Origin of the sequence: Paracoccus sp. J56 (assembly GCF_019633685.1) — a bacterium.
GTDB classification, from domain to species: domain Bacteria; phylum Pseudomonadota; class Alphaproteobacteria; order Rhodobacterales; family Rhodobacteraceae; genus Paracoccus; species Paracoccus kondratievae.
On sequence record NZ_JAFL01000003.1, the window covers coordinates 16,852 to 33,420 of the forward strand.

19 protein-coding genes are annotated in these 16,569 nt (G+C 63.4%); 3 read left to right on the plus strand and 16 right to left on the minus strand.

Annotation, left to right across the window (positions count from 1 at the left end; all coding sequences use genetic code 11):
* Positions 1-25: 25 nt before the first annotated feature.
* The 5 genes from M511_RS02810 to M511_RS02830 all read right to left on the minus strand — a co-directional run bounded on the left by M511_RS02810 (position 26) and on the right by M511_RS02830 (position 5,432).
* Positions 26-1,831 (minus strand): peptidoglycan D,D-transpeptidase FtsI family protein, encoded by a 1,806-nt coding sequence (locus M511_RS02810; RefSeq protein ID WP_085501306.1) that lies wholly within the window; start codon positions 1,829-1,831, stop codon positions 26-28.
* Positions 1,828-2,205, minus strand: coding sequence for a cell division protein FtsL (ftsL, locus tag M511_RS02815; protein ID WP_010393047.1), 378 nt, complete (start codon positions 2,203-2,205; stop codon positions 1,828-1,830). The genes M511_RS02810 and ftsL overlap by 4 nt, the downstream gene beginning before the upstream one ends.
* The gene (rsmH, locus tag M511_RS02820; protein ID WP_085501307.1) at positions 2,205-3,173 is read right to left on the minus strand and encodes a 16S rRNA (cytosine(1402)-N(4))-methyltransferase RsmH; all 969 of its coding nucleotides are present in this window, start codon (positions 3,171-3,173) and stop codon (positions 2,205-2,207) included. The genes ftsL and rsmH overlap by 1 nt, the downstream gene beginning before the upstream one ends.
* A 2-nt stretch (positions 3,174-3,175) precedes the next feature.
* Entirely contained in the window at positions 3,176-3,682 is a 507-nt protein-coding gene (gene mraZ / locus M511_RS02825; protein ID WP_010393051.1) for a division/cell wall cluster transcriptional repressor MraZ, read from the minus strand.
* A 643-nt stretch (positions 3,683-4,325) separates the two neighbouring features.
* A complete protein-coding gene (locus M511_RS02830; RefSeq protein ID WP_085501308.1) occupies positions 4,326-5,432 on the minus strand; it encodes an Mrp/NBP35 family ATP-binding protein in 1,107 nt (368 codons plus the stop codon).
* A gap of 330 nt (positions 5,433-5,762) precedes the next feature.
* Between M511_RS02830 and M511_RS02835 the strand changes: the two genes are divergently transcribed.
* Complete coding sequence (locus M511_RS02835) at positions 5,763-5,993, plus strand: DUF1127 domain-containing protein (RefSeq protein WP_010393053.1); 231 nt, start codon at positions 5,763-5,765, stop codon at positions 5,991-5,993.
* Positions 5,994-6,540: 547 nt separating this feature from the next.
* Entirely contained in the window at positions 6,541-7,338 is a 798-nt protein-coding gene (locus M511_RS02840; RefSeq protein WP_085501309.1) for a 23S rRNA (adenine(2030)-N(6))-methyltransferase RlmJ, read from the plus strand.
* Here the strand turns inward: M511_RS02840 and M511_RS02845 are convergent.
* Genes M511_RS02845 through gatC form a run of 4 tightly spaced genes read right to left on the minus strand, consistent with a single transcriptional unit; the run spans position 7,335 to position 10,340 of the window.
* Positions 7,335-7,997: an N-acetylmuramoyl-L-alanine amidase gene (locus tag M511_RS02845; protein ID WP_085501310.1), complete on the minus strand. Its 663-nt coding sequence runs from the start codon at positions 7,995-7,997 to the stop codon at positions 7,335-7,337. The two genes, M511_RS02840 and M511_RS02845, sit on opposite strands and share 4 nt — an antisense overlap.
* A complete protein-coding gene (locus tag M511_RS02850) occupies positions 7,994-8,551 on the minus strand; it encodes a hypothetical protein (protein ID WP_085501311.1) in 558 nt (185 codons plus the stop codon). Before M511_RS02850 ends, M511_RS02845 begins: the two co-directional genes overlap by 4 nt.
* Positions 8,552-8,574: 23 nt before the next feature.
* Entirely contained in the window at positions 8,575-10,056 is a 1,482-nt protein-coding gene (gene gatA / locus M511_RS02855) for an Asp-tRNA(Asn)/Glu-tRNA(Gln) amidotransferase subunit GatA (RefSeq protein WP_085501312.1), read from the minus strand.
* Positions 10,053-10,340, minus strand: a complete 288-nt coding sequence (gatC, locus tag M511_RS02860) for an Asp-tRNA(Asn)/Glu-tRNA(Gln) amidotransferase subunit GatC (protein WP_010393062.1) — start codon at positions 10,338-10,340, stop codon at positions 10,053-10,055. The genes gatA and gatC overlap by 4 nt, the downstream gene beginning before the upstream one ends.
* Positions 10,341-10,472: 132 nt before the next feature.
* On the opposite strand from gatC, the gene M511_RS02865 reads away from it, so the two are divergent.
* Entirely contained in the window at positions 10,473-11,165 is a 693-nt protein-coding gene (locus M511_RS02865; protein ID WP_010393063.1) for a metal-dependent hydrolase, read from the plus strand.
* Here M511_RS02865 and M511_RS02870 read toward each other — a convergent pair.
* The 7 genes from M511_RS02870 to sdhA form a co-directional block, all read right to left on the minus strand.
* Positions 11,162-11,995, minus strand: coding sequence for an urea carboxylase-associated family protein (locus tag M511_RS02870; protein ID WP_085501313.1), 834 nt, complete (start codon positions 11,993-11,995; stop codon positions 11,162-11,164). The two genes, M511_RS02865 and M511_RS02870, sit on opposite strands and share 4 nt — an antisense overlap.
* A gap of 147 nt (positions 11,996-12,142) precedes the next feature.
* A complete protein-coding gene (locus tag M511_RS02875) occupies positions 12,143-12,418 on the minus strand; it encodes a hypothetical protein (RefSeq protein ID WP_085501314.1) in 276 nt (91 codons plus the stop codon).
* A gap of 14 nt (positions 12,419-12,432) precedes the next feature.
* Complete coding sequence (locus M511_RS02880) at positions 12,433-13,212, minus strand: succinate dehydrogenase iron-sulfur subunit (RefSeq protein ID WP_010393066.1); 780 nt, start codon at positions 13,210-13,212, stop codon at positions 12,433-12,435.
* A gap of 9 nt (positions 13,213-13,221) precedes the next feature.
* Complete coding sequence (locus M511_RS02885; protein ID WP_139824523.1) at positions 13,222-14,076, minus strand: hypothetical protein; 855 nt, start codon at positions 14,074-14,076, stop codon at positions 13,222-13,224.
* Positions 14,076-14,399, minus strand: coding sequence for a hypothetical protein (locus tag M511_RS02890; RefSeq protein ID WP_010393069.1), 324 nt, complete (start codon positions 14,397-14,399; stop codon positions 14,076-14,078). The genes M511_RS02885 and M511_RS02890 overlap by 1 nt, the downstream gene beginning before the upstream one ends.
* Positions 14,399-14,758 carry a hypothetical protein gene (locus tag M511_RS02895; protein ID WP_010393070.1) on the minus strand — a complete coding sequence of 120 codons (360 nt, stop codon included), beginning with the start codon at positions 14,756-14,758 and terminating at the stop codon, positions 14,399-14,401. The genes M511_RS02890 and M511_RS02895 overlap by 1 nt, the downstream gene beginning before the upstream one ends.
* A complete protein-coding gene (gene sdhA, locus M511_RS02900) occupies positions 14,758-16,560 on the minus strand; it encodes a succinate dehydrogenase flavoprotein subunit (protein WP_010393071.1) in 1,803 nt (600 codons plus the stop codon). The genes M511_RS02895 and sdhA overlap by 1 nt, the downstream gene beginning before the upstream one ends.
* Between the last annotated feature and the right edge of the window lie 9 nt (positions 16,561-16,569).

Here is a 16,569-nt window from a genome sequence, read left to right on the forward strand (position 1 = left end):
CGGTCCGTCACGGAACCTCCGTTCATCAGTTCGAGACGAGCTTTAGCCGATCCGGCAAAGGCCGTTCAACCATCGGCAACTTGGTTTCCGTGGTCGGACGCAGGCCCAGAAGCGGCGCGACGCGACGTATCACCTCGGCCGCCACCGGTGCCGAGGTCGCACCCGCCGTCCGGCTTTCGCCGCCCGGCCCCTTGGTCGAGGGCTCGTCCAGCGACAGGACCAGAACATATTGCGGATCGCTGGCCGGAAAGACCGAAGCAAAAGTCGAGACCACCTTGTTGCCGTAATAGCCGCCCGAGGGACGCGGTTTGTCGGCGGTGCCGGTCTTGCCCGCGACCTCATAGCCTTCGACATTGGCGCTGCGACCGCTGCCCCGGACCACCACCTGACGCAGCATCTGGACGGCGATGTGCGCCGCCTCGGGCGAAAGCACCTGCTCACCCCCGCGCTGGTTGCGACCGTGGATCAGTGTCGGCACCACGCGCTTGCCCCCATTGGCGACAGTTGCATAGGCCGAGGCCAGATGCAGCGGGCTCGCGGCAAGACCATGGCCAAAGGCGATCGTCGCCGAGGTCACGGCGGGCCAGCGTTTCGGCACCAGCGGCTTGCCGGTCGGGGCCTCGCTCATCTCGATCGGGGTCGGCTCAAAGAAGCCCAGTTTCTCAAGGAAATCCCGCTGCCGCTCGGCCCCGAGCAGCTGCGCCACCCGGACGGTGCCGACGTTCGAGGATTTCACGATGATATCCGTCACCGAAAGCGTGCCGTAATTGTGGCCGCGGAATTCGTTGATCAGATATTTGCCGATCTTCATCGGCGCTTTGGCATTGATCATCGTGGTCGGGCTGACCAGCTTGAGGTCAATCGCCTGCGCCACCGGGAAGATCTTGAAGGTCGAGCCCAGCTCGTACTGCCCCTGAACCGCGCGGTTGAACAGCGGGCTGTCCGAGGGATCACCCTTCAGCAGCGGGCGCGGCCGGTCATTGGGATCGAAATCGGGCAGGCTTGCCATCGCGACGATCTCGCCGGTCTTGACCTCCATCAGGATGCCGGTCGCACCCTTGGCGTTCATGACCTTCATGCCGTTGCTCAGCACTTCTTCCATCGCGGCCTGCACGGTCAGGTCCAGCGACAGGGTCAGAGGCGCGCCATCATTGGCCGGATCGCGCAGCCAGTGGTCAAAAGCTTTCTCGACCCCGGCTACGCCGACGACCTCGGCGCTGGCAACGCCTTCTTTACCAAAGGTCGCGCCGCCAAGGATATGGGCGGCAATATTGCCGTTCGGGTAAAGCCGCATCTCGCGCGGGCCGAACAGCAGCCCTGGCTCACCAATATCATGGACGGCCTGCATCTGTTCGGGACTGATCTTTTTCTTGATCCAGACAAAGCTGCGCTTGCCGGTGAAATCCTTGCGCAGCCGTTCGATATCCAGGTCGGGAAAGACACGGACCAGCTCGCTTGCCGCGCGATCGGGGTCAACCATCTGCTGGGGATGGGCGTAAAGCGATTGGGTCAAAAGGTTCGTCGCCAGCACCCGCCCCTGACGGTCGGTGATATCGGCACGTTGTGAGATGATCTGCGCGCCGGTCGTCTGGACGCGCGGCTCGCTGGGCTGGCTTGAGGCCAGCACGCCCATCTTGAACCCCACCGTGCAGAAGGCCAGCGCAAAGGCGCAGGACATGAAAAACAGACGTGAGCGGGCGCTGTCCCGCGCCTTTTCCTGAATCACGGCATGTCTTTGCGCGCGGTTTTCCGCCTCAATGGCGTCAGGGTTTTCCCCGGCTTCGCGGGCGCGAAGGATGCGGGCCAGCGGGCGCAGCGGTGTGCGGATCATGGCGTGCTCTCCTGTGGTCTGCGGGGCGGATAACCGGCAGGGCGTTCGACGGGCGGGTTCTCGCCCGGTGCTGACGTCTGCGGTGTCGCTGTCGGAAAGGCGATCTGGCCCACATCGACGAACTGGTCCGAGCCAAAGGGGACCAGCTTCAGCCGGTCAAAGTTCAGGTCGACAAGCTGGCGCAGCCGCTCGGGCCGGTTAAGAAAGGCCCATTCGGCACGCAGGACGCCCAGATCTTCGCGCAGGCGACCGATCTGGCGCTGGATGCTGCTCATCTCTTCGATGGCGGCCTGGGTACGGTAATTCTCGCGATAGGCCCAGAAGGCCAGGCCCATGACAGCAAGGGTGGTCAAAAGATACAGAATCGACCGCATCACGCCCCCTTTCCTGACAACATCGGCAGGCCGAGGGCCGAGGGATCGACCCGGCCCGCAACGGCATCTGTACGAATACCGACCCGCAGCAGCGCCGAACGCGCGCGGGGGTTCGCGGCAAGCTCTGCCTCATCGGGGCCGATGGCGCGACGGAAGGGCAGCGTAAAGGCCGCCGCTTCGCGCGTCGCCTCGGGCACATAGCGGCTGCCGCCTCCGGCGCTGTTCGAACGCGCCTGCATAAAGCGCTTAACGATCCGGTCTTCAAGCGAATGAAAACTGACCACCGCCAGCTTGCCACCCGGACGCAAGGCACGTTCGGCCGCAGCAAGACCGGCAACGAGCTGGCCGAACTCGTCATTCACCCAGATGCGGATAGCCTGAAAGGTGCGGGTCGACGGATGGCTTTGCCCCGGCTTGGGACGCGGCAGGCAGGCCGCGACGATATCCGACAGCTGCCCGGTGCGCGTCAGTGGCCGCGCCGCGACGATAGCGCGGGCAATGCGGCGGGCGGCGCGCTCTTCTCCGTAAAGATACAGCACATCGGCGATCACCGCCTCGGGCGCAGCGTTCAGCAGATCGGCCGCGCCTGGTCCGTCCCCGCCCATGCGCATATCAAGCGGCCCGTCGCGCAGAAAGGAAAAGCCGCGTTCGGGCTGGTCCAGCTGCATCGAGCTGACGCCAAGATCCAGCACCACGCCATCGACAGGGCCGCCTGCCAGCTCATCCAGATCAGAAAACGTGCCTTCGACCAGACGCAGCCGGTCGCCATATTCCCCGGCCCAAGCCTTGGCCATGCCGAAAACGGTCGGGTCGCGGTCAATGCCGATAACCTGATCGGCACCTTGCGCCAGCAGGCCGCGCGCATAACCGCCCGCGCCAAAGGTGCCATCGACCCAGACACCCTTCACAGGCGCAACGGCCCGCAACAGCGGGCCAAGCAGGACAGGCACATGCGGAGCTTGCGCCATCCCTACCCCTCCTCCTGCGGACCCGAGGTCAAAAGCGACAGCGGATCGGCGCCGGGCTCAAAGTCCGGCACCAGCTCTTCCAGCCGGCGCTCTTCCTCTTCGTAGTTGTCGGGTGCCCAGACCTTGAGGCTGTCGCCGGCCGAAATAAAGAAGGCGCTGTCGGTCAGGCCGATTTTCTCGCGCAGCTTCTGGGGCAGGACCAAGCGGCCATCGCCGTCGATCTCAGTCTCTTCGGCATGGCCGTGATAGATGTTTTCCAGAAGGTTACGTTCGGCGCTGCCGCGTTTCATGGCCGAGATGCCACGATCAATCTCGTCCATGGCCTCCATGGTGAAAAGCTGCAGATATTTCCAGTCGCGGGTGCCAAAGACGATGACCAGCTGGGGGCGCTTGCCGGGTTCCCAATCGGGATCGCAGGACTCAAAGACGCGTCGGAACTTGGCCGGGATGGAAACGCGGCCTTTCGCGTCCACCTTGACCTCTTCCGAACCTCTGAACCTGCGTGCCAAGGGCCCGCACTCCTTCCACTGTCCCGTCCTTTCCGGTCCACCCGAAAAGGAAAGGCGGATCGGGCTGCTGCCACTGCCCGATCCGCCGCCCTCGTTCCCATCTCTGGGCCCCGTAGTTTCGGGGATCGCGCCCTGCGTTTTGCGCCACCTGGGGGAGGTGCTGCTCGCGCGCCGCAGAGGCATGTTCGGAAGCGGGTTGCCTGTATGAAAGCTGCTTGTCGCCTTTTGGGGTCTTGGTGCCCCTTTTGTGCCCGTTCCGTGAGTCAGGGATGCCATGGGATTTCATGGGACGCAATGGATTTGTTTGGGTGAAATTTGGTCGCAGGCGGGCAATCGCCTGCGAACAGTATGTGAACAGGCTCACGCAAACGCGATGACAGGGGAAGGTTTCGGATGTTGAGAGAGATAAACCACAATATGTGGTGTCCAGAGACGATGTGGCAAATAAATCCCACCAATTCCCGGAATCGTCCCGATCAAGGCCGGAATCGCCATTTCATCGCTGGAACAGGGGGTGAGATTCGCCGATTCGTGCAGCGATTCACGGATTATCACGCCGCAGTGATTCGGAGCTGTGCCGTCATTCCCGTAAATTCCCGGACCCGTTCCCGTGTTTTCCCGAACGGGTCCAGAGGTGTCGTTCCTAGGCCAGACCGTCCGCGATCAGACGCACCGCCAGACGGGCAAAGGATTGAGCCACCGGCCCGTCACCAGATGCGATGGGCGCACCTTCATCACCGGCAAGCCGGACATCAAGGCTAAGAGGTATCTCACCCAGAAACGGCAGGCCCAGCATTTGCGCCTCGGCAGCGACGCCGCCATGGCCGAACAGATGCGCCTCATGCCCGCAGTTGGGGCAGACATAGGTGGACATGTTTTCGACCAGTCCCAGAACCGGGGTCTTGAGCTTGTCAAACATGTCGATAGCGCGGCGCGCATCGATCAGCGCCACATCCTGCGGAGTCGAGACGATGATCGCGCCGGTCACCTGCGCCTTTTGGCACAGCGACAGCTGCACATCGCCCGTGCCCGGTGGCAGGTCGACCAGCAGCACGTCCAGCTCACCCCACTTCACCTGATTGAGCATCTGCTGCAGCGCGCCCATCAGCATCGGACCGCGCCAGACGACCGCCTCACCCTCTTTCATCATCAGGCCCAGCGACATGACCGTGACGCCATGAGCGTGCAGCGGTTCAATCATCTGGCCGTCGCTGGTCGGACGCTGCCCGGTCAGGCCCAGCATCCGCGGCTGCGAAGGACCATATATATCTGCGTCAAGCAGCCCGACGCGACGGCCCTGACGCGCCAGCGCCACGGCAAGGTTCGAGGTCAGCGTCGATTTCCCGACGCCCCCTTTTCCCGAGCCGATGGCCACGATCCGCGCCACGCCCCCGACCGGGGCCGGCCCGGCCTGCGGCGTGGGGTGACGGCCGATCTTAAGGCTGGGCGGGTCGCTGGCGCCGCCCGAACGGGCCACAACCTGCGGCGGTGCGCCACGCGGAGCAGCGGGGGCGGTGGTGACGATCTGCACCTTTTCGACTCCGGGCAAAGCCGACAGCCGGCGCTGTGCCTCGGCTTCGACCGGGGCAAGCGCGCGGGCAGTCGCTGCATCGCCCGCCTCAATGACGAATCGCACCAGGCCCGATTCGACGCTGAGAGCGCGTACGAGGTCCTGAGAAACCAGGTTTCCGCCCCCCGGAACCGCGATTTCCGCAAGTTCCTGAAGCACACGTTCGCGTGATATCGTCATCGCTACCCCCGGTTAGATCGACCCGCAGCATGGCAATTCGGACATGGCTCGGCAACCCGGGTCCGAATGGTGATACCGCTAACGTATTGTGACCCCACGTAAAATACGACCCGGTCACTAGATATACGCGAATGAGTTTGTAAAGAATTTGAAAAATTCGCGGTTTATTAACGCATTGTGACGGCGTTCCAGAGACAGCCATGTCGTTTCTGCATAGCAGCATCTCGCCTGTGGGCGTTGTGCATATGCAGAAAACGGGCCATGTTCATTCCAACAGCGCGGGACAAGATTAAGTGACCGCGCCAACCGCAAGACGAAAGAGTGTATGAAATGGCTGTTCTCGATCTGATCCATGGCGGTATGCACCGCAACGCCGCAAGCGGCAACGGGGCGATCGCGAAATTCGTGGCCGGCCTGCGTGAAAACATGGCCCGTCGTGCCGTCTATCGTCAGACCCTGCGCGAGCTGGGCGAACTGTCCGACCGCGAACTGGCTGACCTTGGCCTGAACCGCAGCAACCTCCGTGGCGTGGCTTACGAAGCCGCATGGGGGGCGAAGTAAGAATTTCGATACCCGACCCACTCCTCCTCCCTTGGGTCCGGGTTCAGGCGGCATCCTCCCTCCTCCTCCCTGAGGATGCCGCCGCTCAGATAAGGTGAAGCCCGCTCCTCCTCCCTCGGGTTTCACGTTAAGGCGGCCCCTTACTCCTCCCTTGAGGGCGCCGCCAACCAATACGGCGAGACCTCTCCTCCTCCCGGGTCTCGCGGTTCCGGCGGCAGCCTCTCTCCTCCTCCCGGAGGCGCCGCCAAACCGATACGGAGAAGCCCCTCCTCCTCCCTGGGCTTTCCGTTATGCGCGGCGCCCTCCCCTCCTCCTCCCTGGAGGGCGCCGCCAAAATCCCCGCCGCAAGGCGGACACAGTTTGCGACGGTCCTTCTCCTCCTCCCTGGGATCGTCAGCACGCGGTAATGGCCTCCTCCTCCCTGCCATTGCCGCACCCTATGCGCGGCCCCTCCTCCTCCCTGGGCCAGCGTTACGCGGCGGTGCCCCCTCCTCCTCCCTGGGCGCCGCCGCTTTTCATTTTCAGGCCATCGGGTTAATCGCGGGACATGTTGTCCTATCAGCACGCCTATCACGCCGGGAATCTGGCCGATCTGCACAAGCACGCGTTGCTTGCTGCCATGCTTTCGTATCTGACCGTCAAACCCAAGCCGCTGTCCTATCTGGAAACCCATGCCGGGCGTGGTCTTTACGATCTGACCTCGCCTGAGGCGGAAAAGACCGGCGAGGCGGCCGCAGGCATCACCCGCGCGTTGGCAGAGGACTGGCTGCCTGCAGATCACCCATTGCGCCAGGCCCTGGATGCAGTCCGCGCACGCCATGGTGCCACGGCCTATCCCGGCTCTCCGCTGATCGCACGACACTTCCTGCGCCCGGACGACATCGCCCATCTGGCCGAGTTGCACCCCGCCGAGCATGAGGCACTGGCCGAGGTTGCGGGTTTTGCACGCCTGCACCAACAGGACGGGTTTCAGATGGCACAGGCAGTCTGTCCGCCTATGCCGCGCCGGGGGATGCTGCTCATTGACCCAAGCTATGAGGTCAAGGCCGATTACGACGCCATACCGCGCCATATCTCGCGACTGGTGCGCAAGTGGAACGTAGGCGTGATTGCGCTGTGGTATCCGATCCTGACCGATCAGCGCCATGTGCCGATGATCGAGGCACTGCGGGGCGGCCATGCGGATGCGCTGATCTCGGAAGTGAGCTTCCCACCGGCCCGACCAGGCCATGGCATGATCGGTTCGGGCATGGCGGTGGTGAACCCGCCTTATGGGCTGGATGAAGAAGCAGCGCGGATCGAGTCGCTGTTCAGTCAGCGCTTTCCGGGCAAGGCTTGGCGCTAGCTCGACAGTTTTTGGATATTTGAACACGAAAGAAGCCGGCCAGAGGCAAGCAAGCCGGCAAGCCTGCGGTCAGTTTCATCCTCGGGCCCATCTGCCCATGGACGGAAACGCAGGCGGAATGCGGCAAGCCGCGCGGGGGATTCTGGGTAACCAATGCGCGTCAGGCTATCGGGCAGGGGCAGATCGGCCCCCTCTCCCTCAGGCCAGATTGCGAGTCCTTGCAGGGCCAGCCGTCGCCAGTCAAAGCGCGGGCCCGGGTCGATCTTGCGTCCCGGGGCCAGATCCGAATGTGCGATAACGTCCCGAGGGCTAATGGGCCAGCGCGCCATGATCTCAGCCAGCAAGGTCTCCAGCGCTGCCATCTGCGGCTCGGGGAAAGGACGGTCGCCGGGGTTAGCAAGCTCGATGCCGATGCTGCGGGAGTTGACATCCTCGCGCCCCAGCCACGAGCCCGCGCCCGCGTGCCAGGCGCGGCGATCCTCGGGGACCAGTGCCTCGGTCGTGCCGTCTTCATGGATCAGCCAATGCGCGCTGACCTCGGCCTCGGGGTCGCAAAGCCGCGCGCGGGCCGAAGGGCCATCGGCCATGCCGGTATAGTGGATGACGATCAGTTGAGGCTGTTCCCCGCGCCGATCGCCGTGATTGGGGGATAGGCTCAAAGTCTGGACTGGCGGAAGGGGCGCGGATCCCAGCCGCAGACAAAGCCGTCACCGTCAGGGTCCATGCCATGTGGATCTATCACCGGTCCGCCTGCCGCGATAAAGGCAGCTTGCGCCGCATCCACGCTGGCATAGGTCCGGCACACCCGCGCCGCTGCCGAATCAGAGCTTCCGCTACGCTGATAGGTGCGTGTGCCCGGAGCCTGCGTCTCTTGATGAGCATAGCGCACCAGCACCGGCGTCACCCCCTGCCCGACGCGGACCGGGGTGCCTTGGGTGCGTGGCGCAGCCTGTTTCGGGGCTGTGGCAGCCTGCGGTTTCACGGGTGTGCCCGCAATATCGTCCGGGGTCGGCGCCTGAGCTGGCAGCTGGATCGGGATCGCCTTCGGCGCCTGACCCTTGCCATGCAGGGCAACCTCACGCTCTTGCAGGTATTTGGCATAGGCCGAGCCATTGTGCATGGCGCTGTAATTCGGGTTCCAGCCCGTATTTTCACCGCAGCCGGCCAGCGCAAGCACAGAGCCAAATACCGCGAGGGTCGCCAGGTTCCGCATCGGTCTCTCCCGTTTGTAGCCGGTTACCACCAGCGCGAGGGTTTCGCCGTGAAGCCTGCCGCAGATTCGAGGCTTTGCGCAAGGTTCAACAGGTTGCCCTCATCCCAGGGGCGGCCGATCAGCTGCATGCCAAGCGGCAGGCCCTGACGGTCAAGCCCCACCGGAACCGAAATCCCGGGCAGGCCGGCAAGGTTCACCGTCACTGTAAAGACGTCGTTGAGATACATCTCGACCGGGTCCTTGCCCGACATCTCGCCCAGACCAAAGGCGGCGCTGGGGGTGGCCGGGGTCAGGATTGCGTCGATACCATCGGCAAAGACCTGATCAAAGTCGCGCTTGATCAGCGCGCGTACCTTGCGGGCACGGTTGTAATAGGCGTCGTAAAAGCCCGCGGACAGCACATAAGTGCCGATCATAACCCGGCGCTGCACCTCGGGGCCAAAGCCCTCGGCGCGGCTGCGCTCATACATCTCGACCACGCCGTCACCAGCTTCGAGCCGGGCGCGGTGGCCATAGCGCACGCCGTCGTACCGGGCGAGGTTCGATGAAGCCTCGGCCGGCGCAATGACGTAATAGGCCGGAAGGGCATATTTCGTATGCGGCAGGCTGACATCTACCACCTCGGCCCCCGCATCGCGCAGCATCTCGGCCGCCTTGTTCCACAGGGCGTCAATCTCATCCGACATGCCGTCCATGCGATATTCGCGCGGAATGCCGATGCGACGGCCGCGGATGTCACCGGTCAATGCAGCCTCATAATCCGGGATCGGACGCTCGGCGCTGGTCGAATCCTTGGGGTCGACCGAGGCCATTGCGCCCAGCATGATTGCCGCGTCGCGCACCGTCTTGGTCATGGGGCCCGCCTGATCAAGCGAGCTGGCAAAGGCAATGACGCCCCAGCGGCTGACCCGGCCATAGGTCGGTTTCAACCCTACTGTACCGGTAAAGGCCGCGGGCTGGCGGATCGAGCCGCCGGTATCGGTGCCCGTCGCGGCAAGGCACAGATCTGCAGCCACGGCCGCCGCCGAACCACCCGAAGAGCCGCCCGGCGTCAGTTGCCGGTCATCGACTTTCCAAGGGTTCACCACCGGTCCGTAGCAGGCGCTCTCGTTCGAGGAGCCCATGGCGAATTCGTCCATGCTGAGTTTACCCAGCATGACCGCGCCCGCGTCCCACAGATTCTGGGTCACGGTCGATTCATAGGGCGGCAAAAAGCCCTCCAAGATCCGGCTTGCAGCCTGCGAAGGCACGTCGCGGGTACAGAAAAGATCCTTGATCCCCAACGGGATGCCACACATGGCCGGAGCATCGCCCGCAGCAATGCGGCTGTCGGCAGCGACAGCCATCTCGCGCGCCTTTTCGGGCGTCTTGTGGCAGTAAGCGTTCAACGCTCCGGCCTGCTCGATCGCGTCAAGGCAGGCTTCGGTCAGCTCGGCGCTGGTAAAATCGCCCTTGCGCAGCCCGTCGCGGGCCCCGGCGATGGTCAGTCGGTTCAGATCGGTCATTCCACCACCTTCGGCACGGCAAAGAAGCCCTCACGCGCATCGGGCGCGTTTTTCAGGATCAGGTCCTGCATCTCGCCGTCGGTGACGACATCCTGACGGCGCTTAAGACGCATCGGCTCGACCCCGGTCATCGGCTCGACGCCCTCGACATCGACTTCATTCAGCTGTTCCATGAAATGCAGGATGCCGTTCAGCTCCTGCGCCAGCGCGGGCAGGTCGGCGTCCTTGACCGCAATCCGCGCCAGATGCGCAACCTTGCGGGCTTCGTCCTCGGTGATCGCCATGGGGGCTCCTTTCGCTTGGGCCGGGTTTTACCGGGGCGGCCGGGGCGGGGCAAGCACCCGTGCAGGCGGAACTTTACGCCCGCGACCCGGCTTGGCAGGATGCGGGCCAAGCAACAAGCAAGGAGCCCTTCCATGAAACTGACCTGGCTTGGCCATTCGGGTTTCCGGCTGGAGATCGAAAAGGCCGTGATCCTGATCGACCCCTGGCTGTCCGGCAACCCGATGTTTCCTGCCGACAGGCGTGACGAGGCGATTACCGGCGCAACCCATGTCCTGCTGACCCACGGTCATGGCGACCACACCGGGGATACACTGTCCATCGCACGCGAACTGAAAATCCCGGTCGCCGGCATCTATGACCTGATCAACACCTGGCAGACCCATCAGGGCATTGAAGGTATCGGCTTTAACAAAGGCGGCACGGTCGATCTGGGCGGAGCCCGCGTCACCATGGTCAATGCCGCACATTCCTCGTCCTTCGATGGGAACGAGGGACCGGTCTATGCCGGACATGAGTCGGGCTATATGATCGCGGGCGAGGGCCATGTGATCTATGTTTCAGGCGACACCGACATCATGGCCGACATGGGGTGGATGGGCGAATATCACCAGCCCGACATCGGCATCCTGTCGGCCGGCGGGCATTTCACCATGGATATGGAGCGCGCAGCCTGGGCAGCGCGGAAGTATTTCAACTTCAGGACCGTGATACCCTGCCACTATCGGACCTTCCCGCTGCTGGCACAGGATGCCGAGCCGCTGAAAGCGGGCCTGCCCGGCGTTCAGGTGATCGAGCCTGAGGTCATGCAGCCGATCACCCTTTAAGGCCAGCTGTAACTGCTGGAGCGGGGCTGTTCGCGTACCGTCGGACCAAGCGGCGCAAAGATCTCGACCAGCAGGGGATAGCATGCGGCAGCGTCACTGGAGTGCTCGCTGCCGCAATCGCCGCCCGGACAGGCCGAAAGCCCGCCGATCAGGTCGATTTCGGCATAGAATTCAAGATAGTCTCCGGGACGCACCGGGCTGGCTTTCATGAAATACTGGCCAGTATCGCGGGTAAAACCGGTGCACATGAAAACGTTCAGCACGTCATGCACCAGCGGTTCGGCCTCGTCTCGCGACAGGTTCAGATCGGCCATCAGCGCATTGACCAGATTCGAATGGCAGCAATGGTGATAATCCTGCCCGCTAAGCAGCCGGTGCGTATAGGGATCGCAACGTGTACCGATCACGTCATGGACCGAGCCGCCGAATTCATCAATGCCATACCACTCCAGCGTATCCTCGGTCACCGTCGCCATGGGGCGCAGATGCGGAAAGCTGGACCACATCCGGTCCCCGCGCGTCAGATGCGTGCCATGCAGCGCCCGGGTCTTGCCCGAGTAAAAACGCTCACGCGGGTCGGCCGCAGACCACAAATTCAGATCGCCGACCTGCGGCCCTTCGACGCTGGTGATGCGAAAAAAATGGCCGGCAGGGACGTGAAAGCAGCGCGCCTCGCGCGGCGGTACCAGACATTCGCCCGATTTGCGTGCCGTCAGCCGCAGCGTCTGCAGTCCCGGCAGATCCGGGTCAGGCAGCGTCTCGTTGGGATAACAGATCACCGGGCGAACGGCCCGACGGTCGGCGGCATCTTCGGGAATATTGCGGGTCATGCGGCGATGCTAGGAGCGACACCACGATATCGCAACCCTGTTTTGCCACGTATCTTAACAGAAATTTCGTGGCAAAAAGGCGGCATAGAAACGCGCTAGCGGGCGCAATCGCCAGAACTGCGCCCAAAGCTGCCGACGGTCCCGGGATCAGGCAGCCTGACGCAGATCAGCTTCCAGCGGCATCGGCGCAAAGCTGAAATAGCCGAACATCTGCTCCAGAACGGCCAGCGCCTCGCGATCCTGGACCTTTTGCGGCTTGCGCGGGGTCAGGGGGGTGACGTTTTCTTGCGTAACGGCAGAGGAGGTCATCTCGGAATCTCCGGATCGTGCTTTGTCCTCCCTGCCAAACAGATAACGCCGCATCGCAGAAAAATCCAGCTCTGCGACGCGGCGTAAACCCGCCATGGCCGTCATGGCAGCCATGATGTCAGGGCAAATCAGACGATCCGATCCACCATCATATGCTTGATCGAGGCAATCGCCTTGGCCGGGTTCAGCCCTTTCGGGCAGGTGTTGGTGCAGTTCATGATCGTGTGACAACGATACAGCTTGAACGGGTCTTCAAGCGCATCCAGCCGCTCGCCCGTGGCTTCATCGCGCGAATCGATGATCCAGCGATAGGCATGCAGCAGCGCCGCCGGGCCAAGATAGCGGTCGCCGTTCCACCAGTAGCTGGGGCACGAGGTCGAGCACGAGGCGCAGAGGATGCACTCATAAAGACCATCAAGCTTTTTGCGGTCTTCGATCGACTGACGCCATTCCTTGTCGGGATTGGGCGTCTCGGTGATCAGATAGGGCTGGACCGAGGCGTGCTGGGCATAGAAATGCGTCAGGTCCGGCACCAGGTCCTTGACCACCGGCATATGCGGCAGCGGGTAGATGTTCACATCGCCCTTGACCTCATCAATGCCGTAGATACAGGCCAGATGGTTGCCGCCGTCAATGTTCATCGCGCAGGATCCACAGATCCCCTCGCGGCACGAGCGGCGGAAGGTCAGCGTCGGATCAATCTCGTTCTTGATCTTGATCAGCGCATCCAGAATCATCGGGCCGCATTTGTCCAGATCGACGAAATAGGTGTCGATGCGTGGGTTTTCACCGCTGTCCGGATCCCAGCGATAGATGTTGAAGCGGCGGACATTGGTTGCGCCTTCGGGCTTCGGCCAGGTCTTTCCGACCCGCATCCGGCTGTTCTTGGGAAGGGTAAGTTGGACCATTGGGTACTCCTATGAGAGATTTCCTTGCGGCCGAAAATCAGCGTTGAACAAGGGTTGGCAGCGGGTGACGAGCCTTGCGATCTTGGCCCGGGCATGGGGGTTAAGCGGCGCCGCATTGACTTGGCGCATGAATTCCAGCGCCCCGGCGTTGAGCCGCGCCATGACCGGCTGGTCCAGCGGCTCAAGTGCGGCGATTTCTTCGTCCGGCAGGCCAGCGTGGCGCAAAAGACGGCAACCGGGCTTCAGCCGGTGCTCTTCTTCCTCGACCGCGAGGCAAAGCAGGCGATCCGCGCCGATGGCATCCGCAAGGCGCGCAGTCAGATCGTTCCAGCCAGCAATGCCCGCTGTTTCTTGCAGGAACTGGGCATAGGTCCCGGTATAGCCGTCGGTCCTGATCGCCTGGGCCCAGACGCTTTCCAGCCACTGTTCCTGCCGGCGGGTGTAGCAGACAAAGCTCAGATCAAAGCCCTGCGCCTCTTTGACCAGCAACCTCGCGATCCGGGGCAGCATCGGGAACAGCTGCGTCTCGCCCCCATTGCCGGGCATGGCACCTGCCAGGTTCTCATGCGTCAGCAGGACCGGCTGGTCACCCGCGGGCAGAGCGGCCAGAATCCCGGCAAAGGTGCGACGCAGGGCCGCTTCGGTCCCGGCATCGGGATTAAGGCTAAAGGCAATTGCAGCCCGCCCCAGCGCGCGCGTCTGAATATTGATCAGCTCATTTGCAACGACCAGATGGCGCAGGATCCGGGCAGAATTCAGCTTGATGAAATGATGGAACGCAGTCGAGCCGGTCTTTTGAACCCCGACATGAACGGTCAGCCGGCGCGCGGCGCGCGGCGCCTGGCGACCATCGCCCGCACACATCAGCGCGCCCCCCAACCCGGCTGATCGTAAAGCGGCCGCGTGGGCATCTGGCCCGACCGGCGCAGGACGCATTGGTTAAAGATCTCGGACGGATCGCGACCCATGATATAGTCCGAGGACATGCCCACCTTGACATAACCGCCGCGCACCCCGTGCGAACCAACGCCGAAGCCAACTTCGGTGCGGGGCGCGCGGGCATCAAGCGCCGCGCTAAGGCAGGCACGCTCGGCCTGTTCGACAGGAATCGGCGCGGTCGCACAGGCGGCCAGCCCCAGCAGTGCCGGGACAAGACCAGGACCCATGCGCAGACCGCGCCGGCTCATCACGCAGTGCCTTTTGCCGCTGCGGCGGCGCTGGCGATACATTGCGACGTCGCGGGCCGGCCGACGATGGCGGCGACCGAATCCCCTGCCCCGGCCGCTCCGGCGGCGGCGATGCTGGCCAGTTCCGCGCTGGTGGCGTTCTGGATCACGCAGTCGGTATAGGGCGCGACATTGGCACCCGGCAGGCGCTTGGCCATCTCGCGGTTGATGACGACGCGCGCAGAAGAGCTGGCCGCCGCATCAGGCGCCGGAGTGGTAACCGGAGGCAGCGGAGCCGGCACCGGCGCCATGCCGGGATTCTGGACCACGCAGCCCGACAGGGCCAACGCGGCAACAGTCAGGATCAGAGGAAGACGCATCAGTAAACCCTCGCTTTGGGTGCGATCTTTTTCAGGTCGATCCCGCCTTCCGCTTGCCTGGTCAAAGGTTCGAGGTGAACGGGCCGATAGGCCAGTTTAACATCGTTGCCTTCGACCCAGGCAAGCGAGTGCTTGCGCCAGTTGGCATCATCCCGCTCGGGGTAGTCCTCATGCGCATGGGCGCCGCGGCTTTCCTTGCGCGCCTCGGCTGCGACGATGGTCGCAAGCGCGTTGGGCATAAGGTTCGTCAGCTCCAGCGTTTCCATCAGGTCGCTGTTCCAGATCAGGCTGCGATCCGTGACCTTCAGGTCGTTCAGCTTGCCCGCGATCACCTGCATCTTGTCGACCCCTTCTGCCAGGGTCTTGTCGGTGCGGAACACGGCTGCATCGGCCTGCATGGTGCGCTGCATCTCAAGCCGCAGCTCGGCGGTTGGCACCGTGCCATTGGCGTGACGGATGCGGTCGAAACGGTCCAGCGCCCGGTCCACGCCCTCTTTGTTCGTGGTCGGGATGGCCGATTTGCGGTCGATCACCTGACCCGCGCGGATCGCGGCGGCCCGGCCAAAGACCACAAGGTCGATGAGCGAGTTCGAGCCCAGGCGGTTCGCGCCATGAACCGAGGCGCAGCCTGCCTCACCCACCGCCATCAGGCCCGGGAAGACCTGATCGGGATTTTCGGCGGTCGGGTTCAGCACCTCGCCCCAATAGTTGGTCGGAATGCCACCCATATTATAGTGAACCGTCGGCAAGATCGGGATCGGCTCACGCGTGACATCGACACCGGCAAAGATCTTGGCCGATTCGCTGATGCCCGGCAGACGCTCGGCCAGGCTTTCCGGCGGCAGGTGCATCAGGTTCAGATACATATGATCCTTATGCGGACCAACGCCGCGGCCTTCGCGGATCTCGATGGTGATGCAGCGCGAAACCACGTCGCGGCTGGCAAGATCCTTATAGGTCGGAGCGTAACGCTCCATGAACCGCTCACCCTCGCTGTTGGTCAGATAGCCGCCCTCACCGCGCGCACCCTCGGTGATCAGACAGCCCGAACCATAGATGCCGGTCGGGTGGAACTGCACGAATTCCATATCCTGCAGCGGCAGACCCGCGCGGGCCACCATGCCGCCACCGTCGCCGGTGCAGGTGTGGGCCGAGGTGGCGCTGAAATAGGCGCGGCCATAGCCACCGGTCGCCAGCACGACCATCTTGGCGTTAAAGACGTGAATGGTCCCGTCATCAAGCTTCCAGCACACGACGCCAGTGCAGGCGCCATCGGTGATGATCAGGTCCAGCGCGAAATATTCGATAAAGAATTCCGCCTTTTCCTTCAGCGACTGGCCGTAAAGCGTGTGCAGGATGGCGTGGCCGGTGCGGTCGGCCGCGGCACAGGTGCGCTGCACGGGCGGACCTTCGCCGAACTCAGTGGTGTGACCGCCAAAGGGGCGCTGATAGATCTTGCCCTCTTCGGTGCGGCTGAAGGGAACACCATAGTGTTCCAGCTCATAAACGGCCTTGGGAGCCTCGCGCGCGAGGTACTCCATCGCGTCAGTGTCGCCCAGCCAGTCCGAGCCCTTGACGGTGTCATACATGTGCCACTGCCAATGGTCGGGACCCATGTTCGACAGGCTGGCAGCGATGCCGCCCTGCGCGGCGACCGTATGCGAGCGGGTCGGAAAGACCTTGGTCACGCAGGCGGTGCGCAGACCCTGTTCAGCCATGCCCAGCGTCGCGCGCAGGCCCGCGCCGCCGGCGCCCACGACCACCACGTCATATTCGTGCGTTTCGTATTTGTAAGCAGCCATTGCGGAACC

Bases quoted from the DNA above. Each gene is read 5' to 3' on its own strand.
- gatA (WP_085501312.1), bottom strand. From the start codon at position 10,056: ATGACCGATCTGAACCGACTGACCATCGCCGGGGCCCGCGACGGGCTG.
- M511_RS02880 (WP_010393066.1), bottom strand. From the start codon at position 13,212: ATGGTCCAACTTACCCTTCCCAAGAACAGCCGGATGCGGGTCGGAAAG.
- M511_RS02870 (WP_085501313.1), bottom strand. From the start codon at position 11,995: ATGACCCGCAATATTCCCGAAGATGCCGCCGACCGTCGGGCCGTTCGC.
- rsmH (WP_085501307.1), bottom strand. From the start codon at position 3,173: ATGGCGCAAGCTCCGCATGTGCCTGTCCTGCTTGGCCCGCTGTTGCGG.
- sdhA (WP_010393071.1), bottom strand. From the start codon at position 16,560: ATGGCTGCTTACAAATACGAAACGCACGAATATGACGTGGTGGTCGTG.
- M511_RS02895 (WP_010393070.1), bottom strand. From the start codon at position 14,758: ATGCGTCTTCCTCTGATCCTGACTGTTGCCGCGTTGGCCCTGTCGGGC.
- M511_RS02875 (WP_085501314.1), bottom strand. From the start codon at position 12,418: ATGGCTGCCATGACGGCCATGGCGGGTTTACGCCGCGTCGCAGAGCTG.
- M511_RS02890 (WP_010393069.1), bottom strand. From the start codon at position 14,399: ATGAGCCGGCGCGGTCTGCGCATGGGTCCTGGTCTTGTCCCGGCACTG.
- M511_RS02810 (WP_085501306.1), bottom strand. From the start codon at position 1,831: ATGATCCGCACACCGCTGCGCCCGCTGGCCCGCATCCTTCGCGCCCGC.
- gatC (WP_010393062.1), bottom strand. From the start codon at position 10,340: ATGGCGATCACCGAGGACGAAGCCCGCAAGGTTGCGCATCTGGCGCGG.
- M511_RS02835 (WP_010393053.1), top strand. From the start codon at position 5,763: ATGGCTGTTCTCGATCTGATCCATGGCGGTATGCACCGCAACGCCGCA.
- M511_RS02840 (WP_085501309.1), top strand. From the start codon at position 6,541: ATGTTGTCCTATCAGCACGCCTATCACGCCGGGAATCTGGCCGATCTG.
- M511_RS02830 (WP_085501308.1), bottom strand. From the start codon at position 5,432: ATGACGATATCACGCGAACGTGTGCTTCAGGAACTTGCGGAAATCGCG.
- M511_RS02885 (WP_139824523.1), bottom strand. From the start codon at position 14,076: ATGTGTGCGGGCGATGGTCGCCAGGCGCCGCGCGCCGCGCGCCGGCTG.
- ftsL (WP_010393047.1), bottom strand. From the start codon at position 2,205: ATGCGGTCGATTCTGTATCTTTTGACCACCCTTGCTGTCATGGGCCTG.
- M511_RS02850 (WP_085501311.1), bottom strand. From the start codon at position 8,551: ATGCGGAACCTGGCGACCCTCGCGGTATTTGGCTCTGTGCTTGCGCTG.
- M511_RS02865 (WP_010393063.1), top strand. From the start codon at position 10,473: ATGAAACTGACCTGGCTTGGCCATTCGGGTTTCCGGCTGGAGATCGAA.